This is a genomic window from Enterobacter cloacae complex sp. 302F9, assembly GCF_050030335.1.
Lineage (GTDB): Bacteria > Pseudomonadota > Gammaproteobacteria > Enterobacterales > Enterobacteriaceae > Enterobacter > Enterobacter hormaechei_C.
Genome location: NZ_JBLGUC010000001.1, coordinates 3,976,071 through 4,002,702, shown reverse-complemented (window position 1 = coordinate 4,002,702; position 26,632 = coordinate 3,976,071). Strand labels below are relative to the sequence as shown.

The following is a 26,632-nucleotide window of genomic DNA, read 5'->3' as shown; positions in this document are numbered from 1 at the left end:
TCCTCTCAATGCACATTCCTGCCGATGTCTTGCCCATTTCTACAGCGCGCTGGAGAAACGGGAAGAAAATGCGCACACTGTCAGCGTCGGAAACCGTACCCGGAGTAACTGAAAATGAACCGTGATGCCATCTGCCGCCAGCTAACGTCGCAGATTAAAAGACTGATAGATAACGGAAATGATTCGGCTGAGCTGCTGCCGGATATCCGATTGCTGTACGGTACCCAGCCCGGGACGCGCACCCCGGTGATGTATCAGCCCGGCATCGTGTTTCTCTTTTCTGGCCATAAGATTGGCTATATCAATGAGCGCGTGTTCCGTTACGACACCAATGAATATCTGCTTCTGACAGTACCTTTACCCTTCGAATGTGAAACTTTCGCGACAGAGGAGGTACCGCTGGCCGGGATCCGCGTCAACGTCGACATCCTCCAGTTGCAGGAGCTGCTGATGGAGATTGGGGAGGACGAACTTTTCCGGCCGTCAATGGCGGCAAGCGGTATCAACTCCGCGACCCTGTCGGAGGAAATTCTCTGCGCGATTGAACGCCTGTTAGACGTGATGGAAAGGCCGCTGGATGCGCGTATTCTCGGAAAGCAGATTATCCGCGAAATTCTTTACCATGTGCTGCTGGGACCGGGCGGCGGGGCGCTGCTGGCGCTGGTAAGCCGGCAAACGCACTTCAGCCTGATTAGCCGCGTGCTGAAGCGCATCGAGAGCCAGTACACGGAAAACCTCAGCGTTGACCAGCTGGCGGCGGAAGCCAATATGAGCGTCTCGGCGTTTCACCATAACTTTAAATCCGTCACCAGCACGTCGCCGTTGCAGTACCTCAAAACCTACCGTCTGCATAAGGCGCGGATGCTGATGATCCACGATGGCATGAAGGCCAGCGCCGCGGCGATGCGGGTCGGGTATGAAAGCGCGTCGCAGTTTAGTCGGGAGTTTAAGCGCTACTTCGGCGTCACGCCGGGGGAAGATGCGTCACGTATAAGAACCATGCAGGGAGCCTGAGGGGAAACGGAGGCCGGGTAAGCGGTAGCGCCACCCGGCTTTTATTTATGCGCTGCAATACTTTTTCTTAATCACCACCGCAATGGTACCCACCAGCCCTGCAACCAGCAGGAAAATCGGCAGGATCATCAGGAAGGTCATCACCTGGTCTTCATGGCGCTTAACAAAGGGGATCATATTCAGCGCGTAGCCGAGCGTGGTGACCACGCCTACCCAGAGCAGGGCGCTCAGCCAGTTGAAGAACTGGAAGCGGCGGTTAGAGAGGCCTGAAATACCCGCCATGGTAGGCAACAGGGTACGAACAAACGCCAGAAAACGCCCGGCAAGTAACGCCAGCAGGCCGTGACGGTCAAACATGCAGGTCGCGCGCTGGTGATATTTATGCGGCAGCTGCGCCAGCCAGCCTTTCACCACGCGAGTGTTTCCAAGCCAGCGCCCTTGCAGGTAGCTCAGCCAACAGCCGAGACTGGCCGCAGAGGTGAGGATCACCATTGTCGGTGCGAAGTCCATCACGCCCTTGCCGATTAACGCCCCTGCGAGCAGGAGCAGGCTGTCACCGGGTAAAAATGAGGCTGGCAGTAATCCATTTTCCAGAAACAGCGTCGCGAACATCACGAAATAGACAATCCCGACGACATGCGGGTCAGCCAGCGCGGCAAAATCGTGTTGCCAGAGCGCCGTGATGATATTTTGAATAACAGCCATGGACTTTCCTGTGGAACAGCAGATATAACGCTATTGTACTCCCAATTTTGCCTGTCGGGGTTGATCGCAGGCGCATCTCATACAGACTTTTCTGCTTGCGGTGTTCAGAATAGCGTCCGGGGAGTACATTTCAGCCAGCACTTTACACGATGCGCTCAAATCCTGCCGATAAATCCGCAATTAAATCGTCCACATTTTCCAGCCCAATATGCAGGCGGATTAAGGTCCCCTCGAAGTCCACCTCGCCGCCCGGGCGCAGGGCCGCAATCTGCTCCGGCTGGTTGGGCAGGATCAGCGATTCAAACCCACCCCATGAATAGGCCATGCTGAAGAGGGTAAAGTTATCCAGATAGCTTGCCAGTTCGGCGTCATTCAGGCGCTTTTTAAGAACAAATGAGAACAACCCGCTGCTGCCCGTAAAGTCACGTTGCCAGTATTCGTGGCCCTTGCTGCCCGGCAGCGCCGGATGGTTAACGCGCTCCACCTGCGGATGCAGCGCCAGCCACTGTGCAATTTGCAGGCTGCTTTCGTGATGCTGACGCAAACGCACACCGAGCGTACGGATGCCCCGGCTGGTCATGTAGGCGGTATCGGCATCCACCATCTGGCCCATCAGGTAGGCGTTTTCACGCAATTGATCCCAGCAGCGGGCGTTAGACACCGCCGTACCGATCATGCCGTCGGAATGGCCAATCAGGTATTTGGTCGCCGCCTGAATGGAGATATCGATGTCAAATTCCAGGGCTTTAAACAGCACACCTGCCGCCCAGGTGTTGTCGATCATGATGATCGCTTCCGGCGCTATGCTGCGCACCGCCTTCACGATAGCCGGAACATCATGCACTTCCATGGTGATGGAGCCGGGAGATTCCAGGAACACAACGCGCGTGTTGGGCTGAATAAGCCCGGCAATACCGGACCCAATCAGCGGATCGAACCAGCTGGTGGTGACGCCGAGCTTGCTGAGTATTTTGGTGCAGAAGTCCTGGCTTGGCTCGTAGGCGGTATTGGTCATCAGGACGTGGTCACCCTGTTCCACAAACGCCAGAATGGTATTGGCGACCGCCGCCGCGCCGCACGGGAACAGCGCGCAGCCCGCGCCGCCCTCCAGTTCGCACATGGCTTCCTGCAACGAGAAATGGGTTAACGTGCCACGACGACCGTAAAACAGCCCGCCCTTCGCGCGATTACGCGTAGCGATTTTTTTATCTTCAACGGTATCAAACACCAGCGAGGAGGCGCGCTGGATCACGCTGTTGACCGAGCCCTGCGTGTATTTCTTACTGCGTCCTGCCTGCACCAGCGTGGTCTCAAGCTGCTTTTTAGTCATGTTCGCTAACCCTATTTTTATACGTCTGGACGTCCAGACTACCACGATTGTCAGAATGTGCATCCGGATGCTTATCGAATAAGCAGAAAATATTATCAAAAATTCGCATAAGAAATTTTTACTGCGTAAGCGCAAGGAAAGTGAGCGAAAATTACGGCACTATGTAAATACTAATGAGAACTACTATCAATTCGACGACGTTTTGATATTATTACGTTCAGATTTTGTGATTTGCGTCCTGGAGATACAGAGTGGGTAATAATTTGATGCAGACGGATCTCTCCGTTTGGGGCATGTATCAACATGCTGACATCGTAGTTAAGATTGTGATGATCGGCCTGATTCTGGCGTCCGTGATCACCTGGGCTATCTTCTTCAGCAAGAGCGCCGAACTTCTTTCACAAAAACGCCGCCTCAAGCGTGAGCAGAAGCAGCTGGCGGAAGCCCGCTCTCTGGATCAGGCTTCTGATATCACCTCATCCTTCCATGCGAAAAGCCTGACTACCCTGTTAGTGAACGAAGCGCAGAACGAGCTGGAACTCTCCGCAGGCAGTGAAGATAACGAAGGCATTAAAGAGCGTACCGGCTTCCGTCTGGAGCGTCGCGTTGCGGCCGTGGGTCGTCATATGGGCCGCGGTAACGGCTACCTGGCGACTATCGGCGCCATCTCCCCGTTCGTCGGCCTGTTCGGTACCGTCTGGGGCATCATGAACAGCTTTATCGGTATCGCCCAGACGCAGACCACTAACCTTGCGGTCGTCGCGCCGGGTATCGCAGAAGCGCTGCTGGCCACGGCTATCGGTCTGGTTGCCGCTATCCCGGCGGTTGTTATCTATAACATCTTCGCGCGCATGATTGGCAGTTACAAAGCCACACTGGGTGACGTTGCCGCGCAGGTTCTGCTGCTGCAAAGCCGCGATCTGGACCTGAACGCCAGCGCCGTTAAACCGGTACATGCGGCGTCCAAACTGCGCGTAGGTTGATTGTATGGCAATGCGTCTTAATGAAAATCTGGACGATAACGGTGAAATGCATGAGATCAACGTGACGCCGTTTATCGACGTCATGCTGGTTCTGCTGATTATCTTTATGGTTGCCGCACCGCTGGCGACGGTGGACGTGAAGGTGAATCTGCCTGCGTCCTCCAGCCAGCCGCAGCCGCGTCCGGAAAAACCTATCTACCTGTCCGTGAAGGCCGATAAGTCCATGTTCCTGGGCAACGACCCGGTGACGGATGCCTCGGTTATTCCGGCGCTGGACCAGCTGACCGGCGGCAAGAAAGACACCACCGTCTTCTTCCGCGCGGATAAAACCGTCGATTATGAAACCATGATGAAGGTAATGGACACGCTGCATCAGGCGGGATACCTGAAGATTGGTCTGGTCGGCGAAGAGAAAGCGGCCGCGAAGTAAAGCGAAGGCTTTTGCAGCCTTCCCTGCCGGGTGGCGGCGTCGCCTTACCCGGCCTGCATTCCGCAACAATCATTGTTGACTCACACTGAAGGCGCCGTCGGCGCCTCTTCATCAAGCGCTACACAGGTCACGTTTGAAGTTCGGTAATGACCTTCCGAGAGTTTACGGGTCAGGCGCAGGGTGGCTGTCTCGCGTGCCAGCAGGTACTGATAGTTCGCCTCCAGTCGCCCGAGGATCTTCTCTTTAAGCTCAGGGCGCTGTTCAATAATGGCGTTCATCACAGCGCCGTAAATCTCCTCCTTGGCCTGCAAGGCGTAAATCTCCCGACGATTCTGCCATTTCAGGCGCACCAGCGTGGCCGGAATCGAAACCAAATCCTGCGTAATTCGCGTCATCTCGTCATTTTTTATCTTTTTCAGGGCGTCGAGATTCTGCTTTAAGATAAATTCATCGCTTTTCTTATCATCTAAAGTCAAATAAACGTTATTACCGCTGTCATCATTCACGTTAATCTTCCCCCAGGTCATAAAAAATGGGATTGTTTTTTTCACGCGTAATTAAATTAAGCCAAATTTCATTGCCGGCCTCATTTATTTGCTGCGTTTTCTCGGTCATTATTTGACTTAGCGTCTGGGCATCTATTTCCCCTTCGGCCTGTAAATCATTTAGTAGATGAACTAAGGCTTCAATCTTGATGGCGCGAAATAAACGCTCTTTTAAATGGCGATCGTGCTCTTCCAGCACCATATTACGGGATTTGCCGGTGCGTGAAACACCAATTAATATGTCGGCTTCATAGTCGGAGAGTTTTCTTTTTCCTTGAGTGAAATTCGCCTCTTTATCTGCTTCCGTCGAAGGCTGTTCCACAGGCGTAATGTGGTACTTTGCCGGGACAAGATTGTCGGGCAGCATTTTAATTTCCTTTAATTTCAAAAAAGGTGGGGATGGAAAAAGGGTGAGATTCGTTGACAATAACATGAGGCAATTTTAAAATCAAAAAAAATGGAGCCTACCCATGAACAGCATTTTCTTTACGGTCATAACGTTACTATTACTGACCGCTGGCGTGCTTTTATTGATGCAAGAGTTAAATAAAACGAAAGCGTCAAAAGACGTCAGTGAACCGCCGCAGCCTGAATTGATGTCGAAAGAGGAGGGGGAAGATCATTTCTCCGTATTGATGAACGCCGTGACGCCGGTCTGGTACTGGCGGGTAAATCACGAATATATCGATTTTCTCCATGCGACAATTAAGCGAATGAAAATGGCTGAAATTAATGATACGCCCGGCCTGTTCGACGCGCAGCGCCGTTGTAGCGACCTTAATTCGGCGGTTTATAAATATTACGACAATATCAAAAAACGCTGTCTGAATGGCGAGAAGGTGTCGTACTCCGATTTAGACGTATTAAATCTGCGCCAGTGTTTTCGCGAGTTTAGCCTGGAAGCCTACCCGGAACTGGTCGCGCTGGTCTGGCCGGAGTATGCGCGTCCGGATGTGGATCCCAACGAGGTATAGTTGAGATATACTAAGCGCTGGTTTCGTTTGCAGACAGGATTTTATGGAACGCTTCTTTGAAAACGCAATGTATGCCTCTCGCTGGCTGCTCGCACCCGTCTATTTTGGTCTCTCCCTGGCGTTGGTCGCCCTGACGATCAAGTTCTTCCAGGAGATATTTCACGTCCTGCCAAACATTTTCTCCGTGGCAGAAGCCGATTTGATTCTGGTTCTGCTGTCGCTGGTGGATATGACGCTGGTGGGGGGGTTACTGGTGATGGTGATGTTCTCCGGTTATGAGAATTTCGTCTCTCAGCTTGATATCGCCGAGCACAAAGAAAAGCTCAACTGGCTGGGAAAAATGGATGCCTCATCGCTGAAGAATAAAGTCGCGGCGTCGATTGTGGCGATTTCGTCTATACACCTGTTACGCGTCTTTATGGACGCGAAAAACGTCCCGGATAATAAGCTGATGTGGTATGTGATTATCCACCTGACGTTTGTGCTGTCGGCGTTTGTGATGGGGTATCTGGATAAGATCAGTAAGAAATAAATCCACCACGCCCCTCACCCTAACCCTCTCCCCAGAGGGGAGAGGGTGTTCATGTTCCCTCTCCCCTCTGGGGAGAGGGTTAGGGTGAGGGGCGAAAGCATCGGACTGCACTATTTATCCGACGACGCCTGCCACAAATTCAGCTCACCATCCGCAACGTGCTGGTCAATCCGCGTCAGTTCATCTTCGCTAAAGCGCAGGTTATTCAGCGCCTGAACGTTCTCTTCCAGCTGCTCCGGGCGGCTCGCGCCAATCAGCACCGACGTTACACGCTCATCTTTCAACAGCCAGCTTAGCGCCATCTGCGCCATCGTCTGCCCGCGCGCGTGCGCCATCTCGTTCAGCAAACGAAGGCTGCTCAGGTTGGCTTCCGTCAGCATTTTCTCCGTCAGGCCGCGCACTTTTTTCCCTTCGCGTTGCATACGTGAACCGTCCGGAATACCGTTCAGGTATTTTCCGGTCAGCAGGCCCTGTGCCAGCGGGGTAAAGGCGATACAGCCCGTTCCGTTTTTCTCCAGCGCGTCCAGCAGGCCGGTCTTGTCGACCCAGCGGTTAAGCAGGTTGTAAGACGGCTGGTGGATCAAAAGCGGGATCTTCCACTCGCGCAGCAATTCGGCCATTACCGCCGTGCGTTCCGTGGAGTAGGACGAAATGCCGACGTACAGCGCTTTTCCGCTCTGCACCGCGTGCGCCAGCGCGGAGGCGGTCTCTTCCATCGGCGTGTTTTCGTCTACGCGGTGAGAATAGAAAATATCCACATACTCCACACCCATGCGTTTCAGGCTCTGGTCGAGGCTGGCGAGCAGGTATTTACGTGAACCGCCCGAACCATACGGCCCTGGCCACATGTCGTAGCCCGCTTTGGTGGAGATGATCAGCTCGTCACGATACCCGGCAAAATCCTCCCGCAGCAGACGGCCAAAATTCTCTTCAGCGCTGCCCGGTGGGGGGCCGTAGTTGTTGGCAAGGTCAAAGTGGGTAATACCGAGATCGAAGGCCTTACGCAGCAGCGAGCGCTGGGAATCGAGCGGCTGAACGTGACCGAAGCTGTGCCACAGGCCTAGCGACAGTGCCGGTAAGCGCAGGCCGCTTTTGCCGCAGTATCGGTACTGCATGTTTTCGTATCGGCCGGTGTAAGGGTGCCAGGACATGATGTCTCCTTTCTTGTCGGTGAATTTTCGAAACAACGTTTTCATTCTATGCCGACTCGATAACAAAAAAGTATATTTTCTGCGGTATCTGCCGATAAAGAGGGTAGTACTCGCCTCTGGGCGAATTCACCCTCACGGCAAGGAATACTCAATGAAGATGCTTCGTAATTTCACCATCCGTTTCGTCATGCTGACGATACTGGGGATCTTTTGTGTCATGTGGGCAGGCGTGGGGCTTTACAGCACCTGGTCTCTGTCTCGTGTTTCTGATGGTAATGACGTTGACCGCCAGCTGGTCCGGCAAATGACGGTGCTGAGCCAGGGCAACGATCAGTATTTCCGTTTCGTCACCCGCCTGAGCCGGGCGATGGAAGTTAAAGCGGCGGGCGGCACGCCGGACCTGGCTCCTGCTCAGCAGGCGCTGGATAACATGAGTAAAAAGCTGGCAGAGATGAAAGCTATCTCTCCGGGCCCGATGGATGAAAAGGTGTCTGCGCAGGTGATTTCCACCTGGCAGGCGCTGCTCGATCGTGGCGTGACGCCGCAGATGGCGCAGGCGAAGCAGGCGACGCTCGAAGGCTATCGTCAGCATGCCAACAACGTCACGCCGCCGCTAAGCCGTGCATTCGGGTCAGCGGCTGAGAACTTTAACAACACCGCGGCGAAGGCGCTCGACAGCACGCGCGTGGTGGTCGACGGCCTCACCAGCATGACCCGGACGGTGATTATCACCGCCACGATCGTGGGTCTGTTGATCCTGCTGTTCACCGACCGCTACCTGGTGGCGATACTGGTAAAACCGCTGGATCGTATCCGTCAGCAGTTCCGCCAGATTGCGCAGGGCGATCTCAGCCAGCCGATTGAATCCTTTGGCCGCAACTGCGTGGGGCAACTGGTGCCGCTGCTGAGCGCCATGCAGGACAGCCTGCGGGAAGCGGTCAGCACGATTCGTTCCGGCAGCGAGAATATCTGGCGCGGGGCAACGGAGATCTCCAGCGGGAATAACGATCTCTCTTCGCGTACCGAAGAGCAGGCCGCCGCGCTGGAAGAGACCGCGGCCAGCATGGAGCAGCTAACCGCGACGGTGAAGCTGAACGCCGAAAGCGCGCGCCAGGCCAGCCAGCTTGCGGATGTCGCCTCCAGTACGGCCAGCCGCGGCGGCTCGCTGGTGGAAGATGTGGTCACAACCATGAGCGGCATTTCGGACAGCTCGAAAAAAATCGCTGAAATCACTACCGTCATCAACAGCATCGCCTTCCAGACCAATATTCTGGCGCTGAACGCCGCGGTGGAAGCGGCCCGGGCCGGGGAGCAGGGGCGGGGCTTTGCGGTCGTGGCGGGTGAGGTGCGTAATCTGGCCAGCCGCAGCGCGAATGCGGCAAAAGAGATCGAAGGGCTGATTGCAGATTCCGTTGCCCGCGTGGAGCAGGGGGCGCAGCTGGTGAACGATACTGGCACCACGATGGAAGCGATCCTGCGCGACGTGACGGAAGTGACCGTCATTATGAAGCAGATCGCCACCGCGTCAGAGGAGCAGAGCAAAGGTATTTCTCAGGTCGGCGTTGCCATCACGCAGATGGACGGCGTGACCCAGCAGAACGCCTCGCTGGTGGAGCAGGTTTCCGCCGCCGCCGCCGCACTTGAACGGCAGACCGAAGAACTCCAGCGCTCAGTGCAGAAATTCCGTCTCACCGCGTAACCTCTCGTGTCAGGCCGTCTCTGGCGGCCTGACGTTTATCGCTCTGAATAATCTGTGTCACCTGCGACAGCTGACCAATTTTCACTTCACTTGCCCGCATAAATTTACTTTTGTCGATCAGCAGCAGCGACTGGCTGGCGCGGTTTAACAGCAGCGCCTTAAAGCCCGCGTTGTGCTCGGACGGATCCCAAAGGACGCCATGCTCATCGACCCCTTCACACGAGAAGATGAACAGATCGATCTCCAGCCCTTTTAGCTGCGTCACCAGCGCCGGGTTAACATAGCAGCGATACTTACGCTCAAGCGTTCCGCCGGAGCAGATAAGCGTGATCCGCTCGCGCTTTGCCATCTCGTGGCAGATAGGCAGACTGTTGGTAAATACGGTGAGGTCGATGTCCGGCAACTGGCGCGCCAGATGAAAGCAGGTTGAGCTGGCGTCGAGGGCGATGGTCATCCCTTCGCTGATCCAGCCCAGCGCGTGGCGGGCAATATCGGCTTTGTCGGCATAATGGCTTTTCAGGCGTGCGCCAAAGGGTTCACCGCTGTCGCGGCTGTCCGGATGAATCAGACGCGCGCGCCCGTGCTGGCGCAGAAGCTTCCCCTGCTGCTGCAACGACTTCAGATCCCGGCGGATGGTCTCTTTGCTGACGGAGAGCTTTTCAGCCAGCACATCGGTAGTCAGCCAGTCGCTTTGACTCAGCAAGGTGATAAGACTCTGCTGTCGGGTCGCTTTTAGCGTCTGGTCTGACATACGAGGCTCCTTGCGCACGCGTGCTGACGCATTTTTCTCATCGCGGAAGAAGGGCGGCGAACCGCCCGGTCATGGATCAACCCTGACGTTTATCTTCCGTCTGGGTATCGAAGTCGCTTGCTGAATGACGCTCATGTAACTGCTCGTTCAGCTCGCCGTTGGTACGGTTAACAATGCGCCCGCGTTTAACGGCCGGACGATTCGCCACATCTTTTGCCCAGCGCTGCACGTTGGTGTACTTCCCGGCATCCAGGAACTCGGCGGCGTTATACACGCTGCCCAGCGCCACGCAGCCAAACCATGGCCAGACTGCCATATCCGCAATGGTATATTCCTCACCCGCTACGTAACGACCGCGCGCCAGCTGTTTGTCCAGCACGTCGAACAGGCGTTTAGCTTCCATGGTGAAGCGATCGATAGCGTACTCAATCTTCACCGGTGCGTAGTTATAGAAGTGGCCAAAACCGCCGCCGAGGAACGGGGCCGCGCCCTGTAACCAGAACAGCCAGTTCAGGGTTTCCGTTCGTCCTGCCGGATCTTTTGGCAGGAAGTGACCAAATTTCTCGGCCAGATAGAGCAGGATATTGCCGGATTCGAAGACGCGCGTCGGCGGGGTGGTAGAGTGGTCACGCAGCGCCGGGATCTTCGAGTTCGGGTTCACGTCGACAAAACCGCTGGAGAACTGATCGCCCTCACCAATGCGGATTAACCATGCGTCGTATTCCGCGCCCGTCACGCCCAGCGCCAGCAGCTCTTCCAGCATGATGGTCACTTTCTGTCCATTCGGCGTACCGAGAGAGTACAGCTGGAGCGGGTGCGCGCCCACAGGTAGCTCTTTCTCGTGCGTCGCGCCCGAGACGGGACGGTTGATATTGGCGAACGCGCCGCCGTTATTCTGTTTCCATTCCCACACTTTCGGTGGCTGATAGGTGTTATCTGACATGTTGGCCTGCCTTTTTGGTGTTGTGTTGAGGCAGTGTAGCAGGAGATGCAGGAACCGTTTAACGATGCGAGCGTAATGGGCAGGGCGGGTGTATGATAACGCCACCTCTGTCAGTTAATTACAACGTGCAGACGACGACAACCCCACAAAAAAATTGCCGCCTGCCTGTTTTAGGTTGGACACATGCGTAAAGGAACGTTAAGCAGGGACGCACCCTTCGGGACGTTATTAGGTTATGCGCCGGGTGGCGTGGCGATTTACTCTTCAAACTACGGCAGTCTCGATCCGCGTCACTACCCGGAAGACGCGGAATTCCGCAGCTATATCGGCAACGAATACATGGGTCATAAATGGCAGTGCGTTGAATTTGCGCGCCGTTTCCTGTTTCTCAATCACGGGTTTGTCTTTACCGACGTCGGGATGGCGTGGGAGATCTTCTCCCTGCGTTTTTTGCGCCAGGTGGTAAACGACAATATTCTGCCGCTACAGGCCTTTGCCAATGGCTCAAAACGCGCGCCGCAGGCCGGTGCGCTGCTCATCTGGCAAAAGGGCGGTGAGTTTCATGAGACCGGCCACGTCGCCGTTATTACCCAGCTGCTGGATGACAGAGTGCGCATTGCCGAGCAGAACGTTATTCACTCCCCGCTGCCGATGGGGCAGCAGTGGACGCGCGAGCTGCGTCTGAGCGTGGAGGACGGTTGCTATACGCTTCATGACACGTTCAACGATACCGAGATCCTCGGCTGGATGATCCAGACGGAGGAGACGGAACACAGTATTCCTCAGCCGGAGATCGACGGTGAACTGCTGAAAATCAGCGGCGCGCGATTGAAGAACAACCGTCAGTTCGACGGAAAATGGCTCAATGAAAACGACGCCCTGCAACAGGCGTACGTTCGCGCCAATGGCCACGTTATCAACAACGATCCCTGCCAGTACTTCACCATTACCGAAAGCGCCGAGCAGGAGCTGATCAAAGCCACCAACGAACTGCATCTGATGTACCTTCATGCCACCGACAAGGTGCTGAAAGACGACAGCTTACTCGCGCTTTTCGACATCCCGAAAATTCTCTGGCCGCGTCTGCGCCTCTCCTGGCAGTGGCGTCGTCACCATATGATCACCGGTCGTATGGATTTCTGCATGGATGAACGCGGCATCAAGGTTTACGAGTACAACGCGGATTCCGCCTCCTGCCATACCGAGGGCGGGCTCATTCTTGAAGAGTGGGTGAAAAACGGCTATCGCGGCACCGGCCACAATCCGGCGGAAGGGCTGCTGGAGGAGCTGACCGGCGCATGGAAGCACAGCCACGCGCGGCCGTTTGTCCATATCATGCAGGACAACGATATCGAAGAGGATTACCACGCGCTCTTTATTCAGCGCTCGCTGATCCAGGCCGGGTTTGAAACCAAAATCCTGCACGGACTGGGGGCGCTGAGCTGGGATGCCGCCGGGCAACTGATTGATGATGAAGGCCGTCACGTCAACTGCGTATGGAAAACCTGGGCGTGGGAAACGGCGATTGAGCAGATCCGCGAGGTGAGCGAAACCGAGTACGCCGCCGTGCCTATCCGCACCGGTCACCCGCAAGGTGAAGTGCGCCTGATTGACGTCCTGCTGCGCCCGGAAGTGCTGGTCTTTGAACCGCTGTGGACGGTGATCCCAGGTAACAAGGCGATCCTGCCGGTGCTGTGGCAGCTGTTCCCGAACCACCGTTACCTGCTGGATACCGATTTTGAGGTCAACGATCTGCTCAAACGGACCGGTTATGCCGTTAAACCGATCGCCGGACGCTGCGGGAGCAATATCGATCTGATCGGCGCCCAGGACGAACTGCTGGACCAGTCCAGCGGCAAGTTTGTCGACCGTAAAAACATCTACCAGCAGCTATGGTGCCTGCCGAAAGTTGACGGCAGATACATTCAGGTCTGCACTTTTACCGTGGGCGGGAACTATGGCGGAACCTGTCTGCGCGGGGATGACTCGCTGGTGGTGAAGAAAGAGAGCGATATTGAACCGCTGATTGTGGTGAAAGATAAATAGCGTCTCCCTGTTATAAAAACGCCCCCGCAGGGCATGATGCGGGGGCGTTTCATTACTGCTCTTCCTCTTCCTGCTGCTCGCTGATCTTCAAATCAATGATCCGGCCAATCTGGTCATGGTAAACCGTCAGCAGGTTGTACTGGCTCATCTCGGACATAATTTGCGGCGTGACGTTAAAACTTTGGGCAAGCTCGTCATAGCGCAACATTTCCGGATGACGCCGCCTCACATGCGCGCGGCGGCGATTGTACTGATACCACAGGATCAGCAGCCAGCCGTTGAACGCGGCAATCAGCAGATAGACCAGCACCGTATTAAAAGAGGCGATAATCACGCTCCAGCGGTGATCGCCCTCCTCGGTTAACTGCATCCACAGCCTGGCGTAAAGGAAAAACAGGAATCCTCCCCAGGCTATCAGCGTTAATGCGGCATCGAAAAGACGCGGTGCCAGCCGATGTTCAGTCAAAATTAACGTATTCTCGTTCATTGAATGCTCCCTTTACCCCGGTCCGGACTGATCCAGCGCGCGCGGGCGCGTTTACGTTTAAGCATGACTTTCGGAAATGCCACAAGGGTGGTAAACAGGCCAATCATCCAGTACACCATCGGGAACCAGATTACCCAGAACAGCGAGCCTGCCACTTTCCGCTCGTAGCGCCGCTCGATATACAAACTGACGAGGAATTGCAGCAGGCACATCACGCCCAGCAGCAGCCCGGTAAACGCCGGTGGAAACAGGCTCGCAACGGCCAGGTTCGCGGGAAGAGGGATAATATGGCTGAGAATGAACAACACCACGGTCGCCCCATAGGCAAACGCCCACAGCGTTGATAGCGCGTACTCAAGAAACAGGGGCCACATGCGATGATGCTCCCAGCGGGCCATCTTGCGCAGGTTAACCAGAAACACCTCTGCCCCCCCCTGCGCCCAGCGCAGACGCTGTTTCCACAGCCCCTTTAGCGTCTCCGGCATCAGGATCCAGCACAGTGCCCGCGGCTCGAAAAAGATATCCCAGTGGCGAAGCTGAAGCTTCCAGCTTATGTCGATATCCTCTGTGATCATGTCCGGGCTCCAGTACCCGACATCCGCCAGCGCCTGTCGGCGAAAGGCGGCGATGACGCCGGAGACGGTAAAGACCCGGCCATAGATCCGCTGCGTTCGCTTGATAAGGCCAATAATGGAAGAAAACTCGCCCACCTGAATGCGGCCAATCAGCGTTGAGCGCGTGCGAATACGCGGATTCCCGGTGACGGCCCCAACGTGGGGATACTGAATCAGCGGTGCCACCAGATACGCCGCGGTGTCGCGGTCGAGCAGGGCGTCGCCGTCAATGCAGACCAGCAAATCGCCCCGGGCCGCCGCAGCGCCGGCCTTGAGCGCCACGGCTTTCCCCTGGTTCTCCGCGAGATTAATCACCCGCAGGCGCGGTTGCTCTCGCGCCAGCTGTTGCAGTACCTCCGCCGTGTTATCAGAAGAACCGTCATTGATGGCGATAACTTCCACATTCCAGTACCGCTGACCCAGCGCGGCGCTAATGGTCTCCCGTGCGTTGCGTTCCTCATTGAAGCAGGGAATAAGAATCGAGATTAACGGCTCACCGGCTAAGGCGGGGGCGGGTGTTGCGTTATCCCACGACCAGTGCCGTTCAAGCTGAAACCAGAAATAGAGGCCGCCGGTTACCCAGAGCACGGACATAAAAAGCGGCCAGAAAAAGACAAAGTCCAGAATCAGTTCGCCGGTAAACAGCGCGGCTACGCCTAACGGCAACCCGAATACCAGACACAAAATAGAGAAGGCGATAATGCGATCAGTCATTGTCAGGATACCAGTACGAAGAAAATTCAGGTCTGATACGTGAAATATCAGGTTGGTTGTTGAGGAAGTCGTCGGGGTAATAACCGTAATTTTTGATGCCGTTCAGCTGGAGCACCCGCATCCACTCCATCAGACGTTCATCGGCTACGGCACGCTGCGGTTTCTGTGCCCAGTCCCTGGCCTGTAGCTCAAAAATCGTTTTATTCAGCGCGCCGGGGCGTGCGGCGACGGCTTTGACTAAACGCGTCAGCCAGGCATTGCTCTCTTCTGCCGGGACGGACTCCATCAGTGGCATTGCCATCGGCACCGTCCAGTCGTAGGCCGCCAGAAAATCATCGAGATTTTGCGCAAACCATGTCTCGCTTTCCGGCTCGATAATGGGCAGCGCGAACATGTTCCGCGCGGTTTTGATCTGCGGGCCACGGATGTTTTTCACCGCCTGGCTCAGGGTGCGGGTAAAGCCGATAAGTCGCTGACTCTTCTGTCGGGTCGTGTCCTGTCCGGCATCGTCAACGTCCGTCAGCACCGCGTCGTCATGAAATAAGATGCCATTGAAGCTGGCATAGCGGGCCAGATCTTCATAGATCTCCGTCACCTGCTGGCGAACCTGCGGACTCCAGGGGGAGAGCCTGATATAGGGCTCGGCGGCCACGGTCAACTCTCCCGTTTGACGATCCCGGCGCTGCACGCGCGGCAAGGCTGGACTGAGATCGAAAGAGAGAACCGGCATCCACGCGAAGACTTTCACTCCCGCGCGGGTTTGTAGCTGCCAGGCGACAAAATTAAAGAGATCGGCCCGGACCGGGAGCCGACGGTTGGGGAAATAGAGCGCATCGATCCTGCCGTCGCCCCGCGGATCCGAAAACGCCTGGAGAAACACATGGCTGATTTTCATGTCGTAGACCCGCTGGACGAGTTTGTTGATGTTTTTCGTCTGCTGGGCCGGATCGGGATCGTAGACGTAATCGAGATCGACATGCATGACGCGCACCGGGTCAAACTCCTGAACGCGGCTAACCGTGTTGGCAAAGGTTTTTATCGACGGATTTCCAGCGATCAGCAGGCGCGGGATGTTGCCGAGGTCGCGCACGTTTCCCAGCCCGTCTTCCAGGGTAAAGGCCAACTGATAGCCCTGTTTCTGGGCGATAGCGAGCGACGTACCGTTGGCAGCCCCATAGGGCCACACCCAGGCACGCGGCGCTTTTCCCGTCACCTGGGTGATTTTATCGGTGACTTTGCGTACGTCTGCGGCGATCCGCTGGTTGAAGTGTTCATCGGTTTCGTAATGCCCCGTCGCGTTATCGAAAAAACGGTTGGCGATGGCGGGTTCACGGCTTCCCTGCGGGTTGGCCGGAATGCCGTAATGCGAGGCCCAGGTATGCGAGCCAATCTCAATCAGCGGGGACTGGCTGAGCTCGCGAACCATATCCCAGGTGGCAAAGCGATCGCGGGGCGTCATCAGACCGCCGAAGTTAACTTTTTGATTTGCCGGCGTATCCACCCAACTGCCCACCGGCGCCCACAGCGCAGGAACGTTCCAGGCCTGAAGCAGAGGCCAGACCCGGGTGTAAAAGCTGCTGTAGCCGTCGTCAAAGCTGAGCAAAACGGCTTTCGGCGGCAGCGCTTTTTTCCCTTCATGCGCATCCAGAATGTCCTGCACGCTGATGGCGTGATAGCCGTTGTGCAAAAGCCAGCTTATCTGCTCGTTTAACGCGCTGGTGCGAACGGAGAGGTAGCGCTGATCGGCGGCATCATCTTCAACGTCGTGGTAGGCCAGGACCAGAAACTGATTCTCCGGCCAGGGTTTGCTGGCCTCCAGCTGCGGCCTCTTTTCAGGGGCCATAAAGGAGAGCGGCTGCGCGCAGAGGCTCGCGCTGAGGCAGAGCCAGCCGATGACGATCAGGCTTACAGAAAAACGTGTGTTCAGCATATTCATCCTTAAAAGCGTAAAGTCGCATCTAACGTGACGGAGAGATTGCTCTCGCGTTTGCCGTCGTAAGGGCGCTTATCCCAGTTCAGCATCACGCCAGTATCGACAACGTTGTTCCACTGGATGCGTTGCCCGTAACCCAGCAGGGTAACGGCACCCGCGGACTGATTTTTCTGCCAGTAGCTGCCCCCTCCTGCCACGAACTGCTGGCTCCAGAGGGTGTCGTAGTGGCGGTACATCTCATGGTCAACGGACAGGGCAGCCGTCACGGACAGATCCCGTGCCGGGTTGTAATAGAGCGTATTCCGCAGGCTGTTTTTACTGGCGGCGATCCCCGGTTCGAGATCCAGCGTCAGGGTCGGGGTCTGCCAGAGACGCTCTTTCCCAGAGAGGGTGTATTCCTGACGGCGGTTGTGGTCCGAGAAGCGGCTGACGGCGGCGTTGAACTGGTATTCACGTCGCTCGTTTTGATACCAGCGCACCCCACCTTCACCCCGGTTGGCGCTGATCCCATTGCGTAATGCCCGTAAGGGTGTCGCACGTGACAAGTGTTCGAGGTTACCGCTGACCTGCCAGTTATCACTCAGGCTGTAGGTTGTTGAGAGCCGTGCGCCCGGCCTGTTTGTGCCGTGATAGCGGTTGCTGGAGAGCTCGGCTTCGAGCGTGAGGTCACGGGGGCGCCACTCAACGCCGCCCAACAGGTGGCGGCTGATGCCTTTACCTTCGTCGAAATTCCCCTGGGCATAGCGGGCGCCGGCAAACAGCCGCCAGTTATCCGCCACGGGCGGGCCATAGAGCGTGGCGTCCCAGCTCATGTCGTGGCTACCGCTGACGGGGTTATCTGAGTGCAATCCTTTACCCGCGTTCAGACGCAGCTCAGACATGTGGTGGACCGCTCTGAGCCTGTCCAGGCGACGGGCGCTGCGATCGGCGGGGGCGCGAGCAATCACGTCATCAGCCAGTAAATCCATCTGACGCCACTCCTGAAGGTCCATTGCGACGTAAGCCTGCTGTTTTTCAAGCTCCAGATTCGCGGGTTCAAGCGCCTCTGCTTGTTTAAGCTTTTGCTCGGCCGCGCGCGGCAGGCCTCTGGCCTGAAGCAGGGCGGCATAATCAATCTGTAATCCCTGATTTCCCGGCGCCGTTGACGCCAGACGATACGACAGCTTTTCGGCCTCCGGCAGGGCGTTGGTCGCCAGCAAATAGTTAAGTTTGAGAGACTGTCCGGTGAGCCACCGATCGTTCGGCTGAGCGGTCGGGGATCCGAAATCGTAGCGGGTCCAGGGAACGCTGCGGGTCTCGCGCTCAACGTAGCGGCGGGCGGTCTGATACTGCCCCGTATCCAGCCAGGCGTAGAAAAGCGCATGCTCCTCATCCTGCGGATCGGAGGCGTAGTGTGGATAGCGTTGCACAAGCGAGAAGGCGGCGACGGCATTTTTCTCCTGCAAATATGCAGAGATCACCCAGCCGATGGCCCAGTCCGGCACCGGATGCTGTGCGGCCGTCAGCGACTCGTATTCGCTAATGACCTGCCGGTAATCACCCTTCGCATACAGGGCGCCAAGCCGATCGATACGGGCAAGGATGACGTCTTCAGCCGCCTGCGGGTCGTTTTGCCAGCGAGAAAGCAGGGCCTGGTAACGATCTAATGCGTTTTGTGCCAGCCGCAGGCGCTCTTTCTCCGTTCTGCCAGGCACATCCGCCAGGCGTACCCTTTCAGCCGCGGCGTTACGCTCAAGGCGGCGGCGCTCCGCGGGAGACATCGCCACACTTTGCGACAGCCAGAGTGCGGGCGTGCTTACCCGGTTTTCCGTTAACGCATCGATCGTCTCGCGAAGAAGGGCATTATTCCCGGGTGCGGCGTTCAGCGCGCGCATGTCCGCCAGCAGCCGGTCCCCGTTTTTTCCCTGGCGCATCCAGACATAGGAGAGCGTCTCAAGGTGCGCGGGAGAAGGAGCGTCCTTAACCAGCTGCCGGGCTTCCGAAAGCGCGAGGCGATCTCTGCGGGCATCGGCCAGGGTCTTAACATAGCCGATGCGGTAATCGTCGTTATCCGGCGCAAGGCTGAGCGCCTCTTTCCACAGCGATAAGGCGGATGGCCAGGCTTTTTGGTTTCTTCTGGACTGGGCGACGGCAGCGATGGCGCGAGCGGGCAGCGGCATATAAATACCATAACGCTGCCAGACCCGGATAACCTCATCATCGCGTCCTGCCCAGGAGGCTACCTGTAACCAGTCCGCAACCTGTCCGGGTGTTAAAGCATGCTGTTGCTCATAGCGCTGTAGGTAATCAAGAAACAGAGCGTAATTACCGTTACGTGCCTGTTGTATCTGATGCTCATAAACGGATTCATCAGCCTGAACCAGAACAGGAAAGAGTAAAAGCAGGAGCAATAATATTGTGGTGCGATAAAAGAATAACGTAGTGAAGCTAAGCGATCTTTCCATATCTATTTGCCATTTGTTTATCGTGAATCCATTGCATAACACGGCCGCCTTTTAACTCTGTGTTAAAGGGCATAAAGGAGAACATTAAATCTGAATGATGCCACGTTATGGGGTACTTACTTAAAGGTAATTATGAGCCCTCATCTCAGTGGTCTGATTGGGCTTAATGTACACCCGATATGTTGGGGGATAAATAAGTTGAAAAGCGGCTGAGAGGTTTTGGGATAATTCTGGAAGAAGTAAGTTTTTTAGATAATTCAGTGCAGGATTGTTCTTTTTAACTGATTGATGTTAAATGATTTTTCTTTCTCTGCTTCCTGTTTTGTTATATTCGAAATGAAGTTCTGCTGAGTTAATTAAAGTACTTTCTGGTACATGTTTGGGAAGTTTCATGACAAAAATTCTTAATGTTCAGAGAAGTGACTTTTCTGAAATTCTTTTTTATTTATAATTAACGACAGACATTGAGTGATAGTCTGCAAAAAGTCTAGCTCACCAATGTCATATTGAGGGATGATCAAAGCCAGAAAACATTTGCCGTAAATGTAAAGCGCTATAAACGAAAGCGTTCTTGTTTCTTAAGAGGCGGGCTTGCTTTAATCTAAAAGGGATGGTTAGTGGCGACTTCAATAGTGTTAGTGACTCAGGATTGTTTCCTTGTCAGGGGGATGCGGCTATTTTTCCCGGATATAATTTGCCTCAGTTCGATAGACAGAAACATATTTGATACCGACGCAAATGAATATACTGTACTGATTGATAGCCGTACGCCGCTCCGTTTATATGATTACCTGATACGCCATCCGGCCAGAACGAGAAAAACGATCTGCTGCGTTATGCTGGATATGCGTCCTCGAGAGGAGGATCTTCTCAGTATGAAGCTGTTTATGAACACGTCGCTTACGGCTCCGGATATGGCGTCGTTATTCAATCTGGTGCTTGATATGAAAGGCAGGCGTCTGACAACCAAATGGCTGCTTAACTTACGGCTGAGTCGACACGAAGCGATAATGATCAGGTTGCTGAAGGCAGGGAGGTCAATGGAAGAGATTGCAGATAAGCTGAATATGTCGGTTAAAAGCCTCTATCGCAAGCGAACGGTGCTGTCGGAGCGGTTAGGAGCAGGTAACTTCAACGAGGCGTGTTTGTTTATCTTTAAAAACAAACTGCTGGACGCGGTTGGGAACGATCCCTAGCTTAGTCAGAAGCCAAAAGCAGAAACCCGCCACGAGGGCGGGTTCTTTTAATGGAAATAATTCAGAACGACCAACGCAGATTGGCGTTAACAGAGTTGACGCGGGTATCCGCACCATATTGTCCCTGGTAACCCACATCCAGCGTCGCAGCACGCGACAGCTGTACACTCACGCCGATATCACCGACCATCACATCCTCATCCACGGCCTGTCCCTGAGTAATGAACGCGTCGCTGCCCGCAAACGCCATGCGCGAAGAGGTATTCTTATCGCCATAGGCGTGCTGCCAGCCCAACGAACCGTAGAGGTTAACGTGCTTCGGCAACTCGGTCACACCGCGCAACCCGAGTGTCGTATAGAAGGTGTTCATCGTTTCGTTACGGACGCTCAGCGCAGCGGCACCGCCGTCTTCCCTGAAGCTGTCGGTATGCAGCCGGATGTACGATAAATTGACGAACGGCTCAATATTCCTGTCTGGCTGGCCGAAACGGTAGCCCGCTTCGGTGAACGCCAGCAGGGAGTTCGCGTCGTAATCTGACTTCAGCCGATCCGAGAAGCCGCTGAAATCAACATTGCGCTCGCCTTCGATCTTGTGCCAGGTGTAACCCAGCGCGCCGCGAAGGGAGAACGCATCCTGTTGACCCGCCGCATACAGACCAAGGTGATAGTTGTCGGTATCCGTTGAGGAGCGACGGCTGTCGACGTCATAATCACCCCGGCTGTAGCCGAAGTAGCCGCCGACACGCACGTTATGGTCCGCCAGTTTGCGATCTGCCCCCAGCAGGAAGCCGGTGGTGTTGCCGTCCAGCTTGCCCACGTTACCGTCGCCGCTGTTTCGGCTCCAGGAGCTGAAGGTCTGGCCCCAGACGCCATTGTTTTGCGGCTCCGGCTGCTGCACCAGCGACATGGCTAACGGTGGTATCGGCAGGCTGTCGTTATCAAACGCGCGCTGCATCCGCTGGTTTAACACGTTAAACACCTGCGTGCTGCCAGCGATCAGGTTGGACTGCATTGACGGATAAACTTCGCCAGAGAGCTGGTTGAACGCCTCGCGCGCTTCCGGTGCGCTCAACAGAAGCAGCGAGTTATACAGCGCCAGCGACGGGCCGCTTTGCGTCAGCGTGGAGAGCGCGCCAGCGGTATTCCACTGGTTGCTGCTTTGGGCCACGGTCTGGAAAATGCCCGGCTTGCCGCTGCCCGGGTTTTCACCGCCAGGATTCTCACCGCCCGGGTTTTCACCTCCGGGGTTTTCACCACCAGGATTCTCACCGCCAGGATTTTCGCCTCCGGGGTTTTCACCTCCAGGATTCTCGCCACTGGTCTCTTTCTGCGCGATGGTCAGATCGACGGCGTTGGTGCTTTGCTTAAGCGCCACGTCGAGGAATGCGGATTTGGAGATCGCTCCGGCGAACTCACCGTCGATTCCCCCGTCGGAGGTCAAAATGCGGTAGCTTTGGCCCGTTTTATAGCTGGTTTGCGGATCCAGCGCGGTGATCTGTACCTTAGCCTGATTGCTGATGGTAGTTTTGCCCGATACCAGTAGCTGGTCGCTGCGGCCATCTCCTGCGATATCCACGTCATAGAAGGATTCGCCGATAAAGTTCAGATAGCGTTTCAGCGTCAACGTACCGATATTGCCGTCGCCGGGCGAGATATGTCCGCCGGACAGGATCTCGGTCTGGCCCAGCGTCCCGTTGCCGCCCAGCGTGCCGCCGGACTTGATTGACGCGGCGCTGCTGTAACCCACCCCGTTGCTGACGTCTGAACCCGCCGTCGCATTGAGGATCAGCGTGCCGCCGTTCTCCGCGCTAAGGGTCTGGACGTCAAAGATATCGTCTTCTGGCTGGGTATTAATATTGCTGGCAATAATGACTTTACCGCCCCGCGCGGTTACGTTCGCCTTGAGTGCGGAAAGATCGCCGTTCAGCGTCGTCTGCCCGGAGGTGTTGATCACATCACCTTCACCGCTCATCGTGTTGCTGAAGAGGTAATTTCCGTCGGTATGGTTGAAGTAGACATAGCTGCCGAACAGTCCGCCACGCAGGCTGATTGCCGTCTTCGCATCGAGGGTACCTGCGCCGCCCGCCGTGCCAAGCGTTGGCTCAGTTAAACCCGTGCCGGTGTCCATATTGCCGCGGCTGCCGATGATGAGCGCACCCCGGTTCGAGCCGGAACCCGATGTCCCCACGATCAGCGCATTGCTGCCAGCGGAAAATGAACCGCCGTCAATCACAGACAGCACGCCATTGCCATAATCGCCCACGCTCACGCTGCTGCCGCTGGTAAAGCGCGAGTCCTTGCCCGCAATAACCAGCTCGGCGGTTTTCCCTGCCCCGGAGACGCCCGCCACCTGCACGCCGCCAACGTTAACCGTTCCGCCGTTCAGCACGTCCAGGTCGCCATAAAGCGTCAACGTACGGCCAACGTTCCACTGTGAGCCGCTCCCCGTGACGGTGGCTTTTGGGCTCAGCGTGTCGGTTTCACCCGGTCCGGTACCGTTGCCGATGCGCGCATCGTAGGCGGTGCTGAGCGCCGCGCCGTCTTCAATCGCAAGCGTGGAGCGTGCGCCCAGATCGGTGCCTACGCTAAGAAAATTACTGGTCACACGAGAGCCGGCACCCGTGGCGAGAAGGTGGCTGTCGTAGCCGCGGGTGGTGCCGACAACGATCTCCTTCGCGCTCGCAAGCGCGCCCTCTTCGACTCGCAGGGTGCCGAGGCCAAGATTCAGGTCGCCGCGAAGGACGTACCGATCGTTCACCGCGTTAAGCTCAGCGTCTGGCCCACGGACCGTGACCACGCTTTCATAAATCTGGCCGTCGAACAGCCGACCGATATTGATGTTATAGGCGGTGATTTTGCCATTATCGATCAGCAGGTTTCCGCGTTGGTTACGTCCAACATAAACATCTCCGGTGTAACCCAGCGTTTCGGTAATACGCGACTCGCCATCAAAAAAGGCATCGGCTGCACGCGCGACATCGGCAGGTAAAAAAAGTAACAGCGGCGCGGAAAATAGAGCGAGGTAAAGTCTGGAAAGCGGTGTCTTAACCGCTAAAGAATGTGATGTAGAGTTATTCACGGGCTATCTCCGTACTCATTAGCATGATGTCAGGAACATCGTTTTTATATGAAAACTCAGATACGTCAGATAACGTAAAAGGCGTTATTTCAGTACGCCTTTTAATGCGGTGCTAATTATTTATGTGTGACAATTGGTGTACAGGTTGGCGCGCTCAGAGTCGGTGCAGATCCTAAAATTCCCGGCATCATCATCGATGAACAATCGAAAATACGCCCTTTTTCTGTCGTGGCGCGATAAGAGAGTTTTTGTCCTCCCAGTGCGTCCGGCTGGGCGCCGTTAACGTTGGATACAGTTATTTCATCCGATGAGCCCAGTCCCAGCATTTTAGCGGTCTCCGCCTGTAGGAGTGGAATAGCCTGATCGGTTTTCAACGTGGAACAACCGGCTAGCATCAACGTAACGGTTAAAACGATTAGTGGTTTTTTCATAAATTATCCTTGATATCCAACCAGTTAATTTCACTGATTGTATTTATGTTTTCTTTTACCCAAATCAGCGAATAATATATTTCTCTTTCCTAATCGAAAAAACCCTCCTAAAGTAGGGTGGGTAGATAATAATTCATCTGTACTCTAAGATATGCGAAGGTAAAAGGAGGCTCCTTTGGGACAGAATTATGCGTTAGTCGTTGATGACCATCCATTGGTAGCAAGCGGCATCGCCAATTTTCTGATTACACATTGCCATTTTAAGCAGGCGTGTGTGGTGACGAATGAGGATGATTGCTACCGCCAAATTAGAGATCATGGCCCGCCACGTTTGCTGGTAATCGATTTTTGGCTCTCTTCCGGAACGGCCCTGAAATTACTCAAAGAAGTTAAACAACTTTACCCACAGGTACGACTCCTGGTGGTCAGCGGGGATGACAATAATGATATCTGGCGCAAAGTTAATGCCGCCGGGGGGCACGGTTTTGTATTGAAAAGCGAGCCACCTGAGATGTTCTCGCGGGCCGTTTTTGCACTCACTGATAATCAGACCTGGTTTCCTGAGGGAAACGAAATTTCCGTTAAGACGAATAATGAGAAGTTAAGTAAATTTAACTTCACGCCGCGACAAATAGACGTGTTAAATATGATTATGCGCGGCCTGCCAAATAAACGCATCGCCGCCCAGCTTTCAATTTCTGAGCCCACGGTCAAAGAACACATCAGCAATATATTGAAAAAGATAGGCGTTAACAGCCGGGTCGAAGCCATCACACTTCTGCATGGCAAACAGGAACCGTCGGAATGAGGTTTTTTCAGAGCTTACAAAATGATGGTATCTCTGCTCCGGCGCAGATCCGTTTGCTAAACAACACCTTTCTGCGGCTGGTATTTAGCTTTAGCGCGGTGCCCTTTGTTGGTATTCCTTTCGCCATCTGGATTTATATGCTTGGGGACGAACTCGGCCCAACGATTATCTGGATAATTATTTATCTGCTATGTGCCGTGGCGATACGAATATTGCACCGACGCTATCAGCGTGAAGCGAAAGAAAACGGTGAAAGGGACGTTCTGCGACGCTGGCTTCCGCGTATTAATAATATTGCCTTTATTCACGGGCTGGGAATTTCATCTCTCTATTTAATTACGCCACAGACGCAGAATTTTGACTTTTTCCTGTTACTTAATATCAGCATTGCCGCCATCGTCGCCGCCAATGCGACGCATCTGACGCCTGTCATTAGTACCTTTACGCGTTTTTTCTTCGCCTCCTGGGGGGTGCTGAACCTCGGTATTATCTGGCGGCTGGATGAGTTGATGTTCATCGTGCTCATGCTGAATCTGCTTTACGGCTTCGCGATTTACCGCCATGCGTTAACTTCCCATGCGTTCTTTATTCAGCAAGCGCTGCTAGAGGAAAAAAGCTCACGCCTTGCGGAACAGTTTCGTCAGGCCAAAGAGGACGCGGAGCAGGCATTGCTGGATAAAAATCAGTTTCTGACCACCGCCAGTCACGATCTGCGCCAGCCCGTACACGCAATGGGCTTTCTGATCGAAGCCATCCTCCACCGAAACCGGGACGACAGCCTGACGCCGCAACTCCTTGACCTTCAGCAGAGCGTTCGCTCGGTGCATTTAATGCTCAATTCTCTGCTCGATCTGAGCAAAATAGAATCCGGGAATGTCCTCTCTGCCCCGACCAAAGTGGATATCGGTGCTCTGCTCGACTCGGTCATCACGCTGTTTCGTGAAGAGGCCAACAGCCGCGCGCTTAGGCTGTGCATCCGGCGGCCTAAACGCCGTATCGACGTGATGGGCGATCCGCTGCTGGTGCGACAGTCCCTGATTAACCTGATTCAAAACGCCCTTCGCTACACGCTCCAGGGCGGGGTGCTGGTCGCCATCCGACCGCGCGGTGACGAGTGTATGGTGGAGGTGTGGGACACGGGAGTCGGTATCGCCGATGAAGAGAAGGGCAAAATCTTCTCACCTTACTACCGCCCCGAGCTGGCATGGAAGATCGACAGCGCCGGGCACGGGCTGGGACTGGCCGTCGTTGCCCGTTGTGCCAAGCTCATGAAGGTGAAATACGGGATGCAATCTATTGAAGGGAAAGGCTCGCGCTTCTGGATGCGCTTTATCCAATATGCTGGCGAAGATAGCGTGCTGGACACCCCGCCCGCCGCTGACAACACCGCCACGCCGGTACGCTATGCGCCGCTGCACGGTTCCTGCCTGGTCGTTGATGACGACCCGCTGGTGACGTCTGCCTGGGAGAGCCTGATGAGCGTCTGGGGAATCGACGTACGCTGTGCGGCCTCCGCTGAAGAAGCGTTTGCCATAATCGACGACGGCTTTACGCCGTTCGCCGTGCTGTGCGACCAGCGCCTGCGATCGGGCGAAAGCGGCTTCGACATCCTGAAAGCGCTTTTTGAACGTCTGCCGGATATGAGCGGCGCGATAGTCAGCGGCGAATTTAATTCACCGGTTCTGCTGGAGGCGGAGCAGGAGGGATACCTGGTGCTCCGCAAGCCTCTGGAGCCGGCTAAACTGCATGCGCTGCTGACGCAGTGGTCGGGATGTCATTAAGGGAATGCAGAAGTGTCGATTCTGGCGGGTTCAGAATGCAAA

General features: G+C 55.3%; 23 protein-coding genes. 10 read left to right on the top strand and 13 right to left on the bottom strand.

Annotated features, from left to right (window positions below):
• Nucleotides 1–114: 114 nt before the first annotated feature.
• Nucleotides 115–1,014 carry an AraC family transcriptional regulator gene (locus ACQG0T_RS19395; RefSeq protein WP_017382749.1) on the top strand — a complete coding sequence of 300 codons (900 nt, stop codon included), beginning with the start codon at nt 115–117 and terminating at the stop codon, nt 1,012–1,014.
• A gap of 45 nt (nt 1,015–1,059) precedes the next feature.
• On the opposite strand, the gene yghB is transcribed toward ACQG0T_RS19395, so the two are convergent.
• Together yghB and metC are read right to left on the bottom strand one after the other, a co-directional pair.
• A complete protein-coding gene (yghB, locus tag ACQG0T_RS19390; RefSeq protein ID WP_015571869.1) occupies nt 1,060–1,719 on the bottom strand; it encodes a DedA family general envelope maintenance protein YghB in 660 nt (219 codons plus the stop codon).
• A gap of 142 nt (nt 1,720–1,861) precedes the next feature.
• The gene (gene metC, locus ACQG0T_RS19385) at nt 1,862–3,049 is read right to left on the bottom strand and encodes a cystathionine beta-lyase (RefSeq protein WP_032655033.1); all 1,188 of its coding nucleotides are present in this window, start codon (nt 3,047–3,049) and stop codon (nt 1,862–1,864) included.
• Between the two features lie 251 nt (nt 3,050–3,300).
• Between metC and exbB the strand changes: the two genes are divergently transcribed.
• Together exbB and exbD are read left to right on the top strand one after the other, a co-directional pair.
• Nucleotides 3,301–4,032: a tol-pal system-associated acyl-CoA thioesterase gene (gene exbB / locus ACQG0T_RS19380; RefSeq protein ID WP_003862482.1), complete on the top strand. Its 732-nt coding sequence runs from the start codon at nt 3,301–3,303 to the stop codon at nt 4,030–4,032.
• Nucleotides 4,033–4,036: 4 nt separating this feature from the next.
• Nucleotides 4,037–4,462: a TonB system transport protein ExbD gene (gene exbD / locus ACQG0T_RS19375; RefSeq protein WP_001251472.1), complete on the top strand. Its 426-nt coding sequence runs from the start codon at nt 4,037–4,039 to the stop codon at nt 4,460–4,462.
• An 80-nt stretch (nt 4,463–4,542) separates the two neighbouring features.
• Here exbD and ACQG0T_RS19370 read toward each other — a convergent pair whose 3' ends face one another.
• Together ACQG0T_RS19370 and ACQG0T_RS19365 are read right to left on the bottom strand one after the other, a co-directional pair.
• Nucleotides 4,543–4,989: a hypothetical protein gene (locus ACQG0T_RS19370; RefSeq protein ID WP_023304419.1), complete on the bottom strand. Its 447-nt coding sequence runs from the start codon at nt 4,987–4,989 to the stop codon at nt 4,543–4,545.
• Nucleotides 4,970–5,374: a hypothetical protein gene (locus ACQG0T_RS19365; RefSeq protein ID WP_023304418.1), complete on the bottom strand. Its 405-nt coding sequence runs from the start codon at nt 5,372–5,374 to the stop codon at nt 4,970–4,972. Before ACQG0T_RS19365 ends, ACQG0T_RS19370 begins: the two co-directional genes overlap by 20 nt.
• A 103-nt stretch (nt 5,375–5,477) precedes the next feature.
• Between ACQG0T_RS19365 and ACQG0T_RS19360 the strand changes: the two genes are divergently transcribed.
• On the top strand, nt 5,478–5,981 hold the full coding sequence (locus tag ACQG0T_RS19360; protein ID WP_023295431.1) for an ESA_00282 family adhesion-associated protein: 504 nt from the start codon (nt 5,478–5,480) through the stop codon (nt 5,979–5,981).
• Nucleotides 5,982–6,024: 43 nt separating this feature from the next.
• A complete protein-coding gene (locus ACQG0T_RS19355; protein WP_006811956.1) occupies nt 6,025–6,513 on the top strand; it encodes a TIGR00645 family protein in 489 nt (162 codons plus the stop codon).
• A gap of 110 nt (nt 6,514–6,623) precedes the next feature.
• On the opposite strand, the gene ACQG0T_RS19350 is transcribed toward ACQG0T_RS19355, so the two are convergent.
• Nucleotides 6,624–7,664, bottom strand: a complete 1,041-nt coding sequence (locus ACQG0T_RS19350) for an aldo/keto reductase (protein ID WP_045343997.1) — start codon at nt 7,662–7,664, stop codon at nt 6,624–6,626.
• Between the two features lie 151 nt (nt 7,665–7,815).
• Here ACQG0T_RS19350 and ACQG0T_RS19345 point away from each other — a divergent pair, with 151 nt between their 5' ends.
• Nucleotides 7,816–9,363 carry a methyl-accepting chemotaxis protein gene (locus tag ACQG0T_RS19345; protein WP_015571864.1) on the top strand — a complete coding sequence of 516 codons (1,548 nt, stop codon included), beginning with the start codon at nt 7,816–7,818 and terminating at the stop codon, nt 9,361–9,363.
• Here the strand turns inward: ACQG0T_RS19345 and fucR are convergent.
• Both fucR and yghU read right to left on the bottom strand, forming a co-directional pair.
• A complete protein-coding gene (gene fucR / locus ACQG0T_RS19340) occupies nt 9,353–10,114 on the bottom strand; it encodes an L-fucose operon activator (protein ID WP_023304417.1) in 762 nt (253 codons plus the stop codon). The genes ACQG0T_RS19345 and fucR overlap by 11 nt on opposite strands.
• A 76-nt stretch (nt 10,115–10,190) precedes the next feature.
• Nucleotides 10,191–11,057: a glutathione-dependent disulfide-bond oxidoreductase gene (gene yghU / locus ACQG0T_RS19335; RefSeq protein WP_003862465.1), complete on the bottom strand. Its 867-nt coding sequence runs from the start codon at nt 11,055–11,057 to the stop codon at nt 10,191–10,193.
• Between the two features lie 183 nt (nt 11,058–11,240).
• Between yghU and gss the strand changes: the two genes are divergently transcribed.
• Entirely contained in the window at nt 11,241–13,103 is a 1,863-nt protein-coding gene (gss, locus tag ACQG0T_RS19330) for a bifunctional glutathionylspermidine amidase/synthase (protein WP_271040459.1), read from the top strand.
• Between the two features lie 52 nt (nt 13,104–13,155).
• Here gss and pgaD read toward each other — a convergent pair whose 3' ends face one another.
• From pgaD to pgaA, 4 genes are read right to left on the bottom strand one after another with little or no spacing between them, the layout of a single operon-like run.
• Nucleotides 13,156–13,590 carry a poly-beta-1,6-N-acetyl-D-glucosamine biosynthesis protein PgaD gene (pgaD, locus tag ACQG0T_RS19325; protein WP_271040458.1) on the bottom strand — a complete coding sequence of 145 codons (435 nt, stop codon included), beginning with the start codon at nt 13,588–13,590 and terminating at the stop codon, nt 13,156–13,158.
• Complete coding sequence (gene pgaC / locus ACQG0T_RS19320; RefSeq protein ID WP_015571860.1) at nt 13,587–14,918, bottom strand: poly-beta-1,6-N-acetyl-D-glucosamine synthase; 1,332 nt, start codon at nt 14,916–14,918, stop codon at nt 13,587–13,589. The genes pgaD and pgaC overlap by 4 nt, the downstream gene beginning before the upstream one ends.
• Nucleotides 14,911–16,848: a poly-beta-1,6-N-acetyl-D-glucosamine N-deacetylase PgaB gene (pgaB, locus tag ACQG0T_RS19315; RefSeq protein ID WP_252051617.1), complete on the bottom strand. Its 1,938-nt coding sequence runs from the start codon at nt 16,846–16,848 to the stop codon at nt 14,911–14,913. The genes pgaC and pgaB overlap by 8 nt, the downstream gene beginning before the upstream one ends.
• A gap of 8 nt (nt 16,849–16,856) precedes the next feature.
• Nucleotides 16,857–19,295 carry a poly-beta-1,6 N-acetyl-D-glucosamine export porin PgaA gene (pgaA, locus tag ACQG0T_RS19310; protein WP_252051615.1) on the bottom strand — a complete coding sequence of 813 codons (2,439 nt, stop codon included), beginning with the start codon at nt 19,293–19,295 and terminating at the stop codon, nt 16,857–16,859.
• Nucleotides 19,296–19,963: 668 nt separating this feature from the next.
• On the opposite strand from pgaA, the gene ACQG0T_RS19305 reads away from it, so the two are divergent.
• Entirely contained in the window at nt 19,964–20,491 is a 528-nt protein-coding gene (locus ACQG0T_RS19305; protein ID WP_003862459.1) for a helix-turn-helix transcriptional regulator, read from the top strand.
• Nucleotides 20,492–20,552: 61 nt separating this feature from the next.
• On the opposite strand, the gene ACQG0T_RS19300 is transcribed toward ACQG0T_RS19305, so the two are convergent.
• Nucleotides 20,553–23,570, bottom strand: a complete 3,018-nt coding sequence (locus ACQG0T_RS19300) for an autotransporter outer membrane beta-barrel domain-containing protein (protein WP_252051613.1) — start codon at nt 23,568–23,570, stop codon at nt 20,553–20,555.
• Between the two features lie 116 nt (nt 23,571–23,686).
• Nucleotides 23,687–24,001, bottom strand: a complete 315-nt coding sequence (locus ACQG0T_RS19295; protein ID WP_251996688.1) for a lipoprotein — start codon at nt 23,999–24,001, stop codon at nt 23,687–23,689.
• Between the two features lie 175 nt (nt 24,002–24,176).
• Between ACQG0T_RS19295 and ACQG0T_RS19290 the strand changes: the two genes are divergently transcribed.
• Together ACQG0T_RS19290 and ACQG0T_RS19285 are read left to right on the top strand one after the other, a co-directional pair.
• Nucleotides 24,177–24,809, top strand: a complete 633-nt coding sequence (locus tag ACQG0T_RS19290) for a LuxR C-terminal-related transcriptional regulator (RefSeq protein ID WP_271040457.1) — start codon at nt 24,177–24,179, stop codon at nt 24,807–24,809.
• Entirely contained in the window at nt 24,806–26,590 is a 1,785-nt protein-coding gene (locus ACQG0T_RS19285; protein WP_017382735.1) for a hybrid sensor histidine kinase/response regulator, read from the top strand. Before ACQG0T_RS19290 ends, ACQG0T_RS19285 begins: the two co-directional genes overlap by 4 nt.
• Nucleotides 26,591–26,632 lie beyond the last annotated feature (42 nt).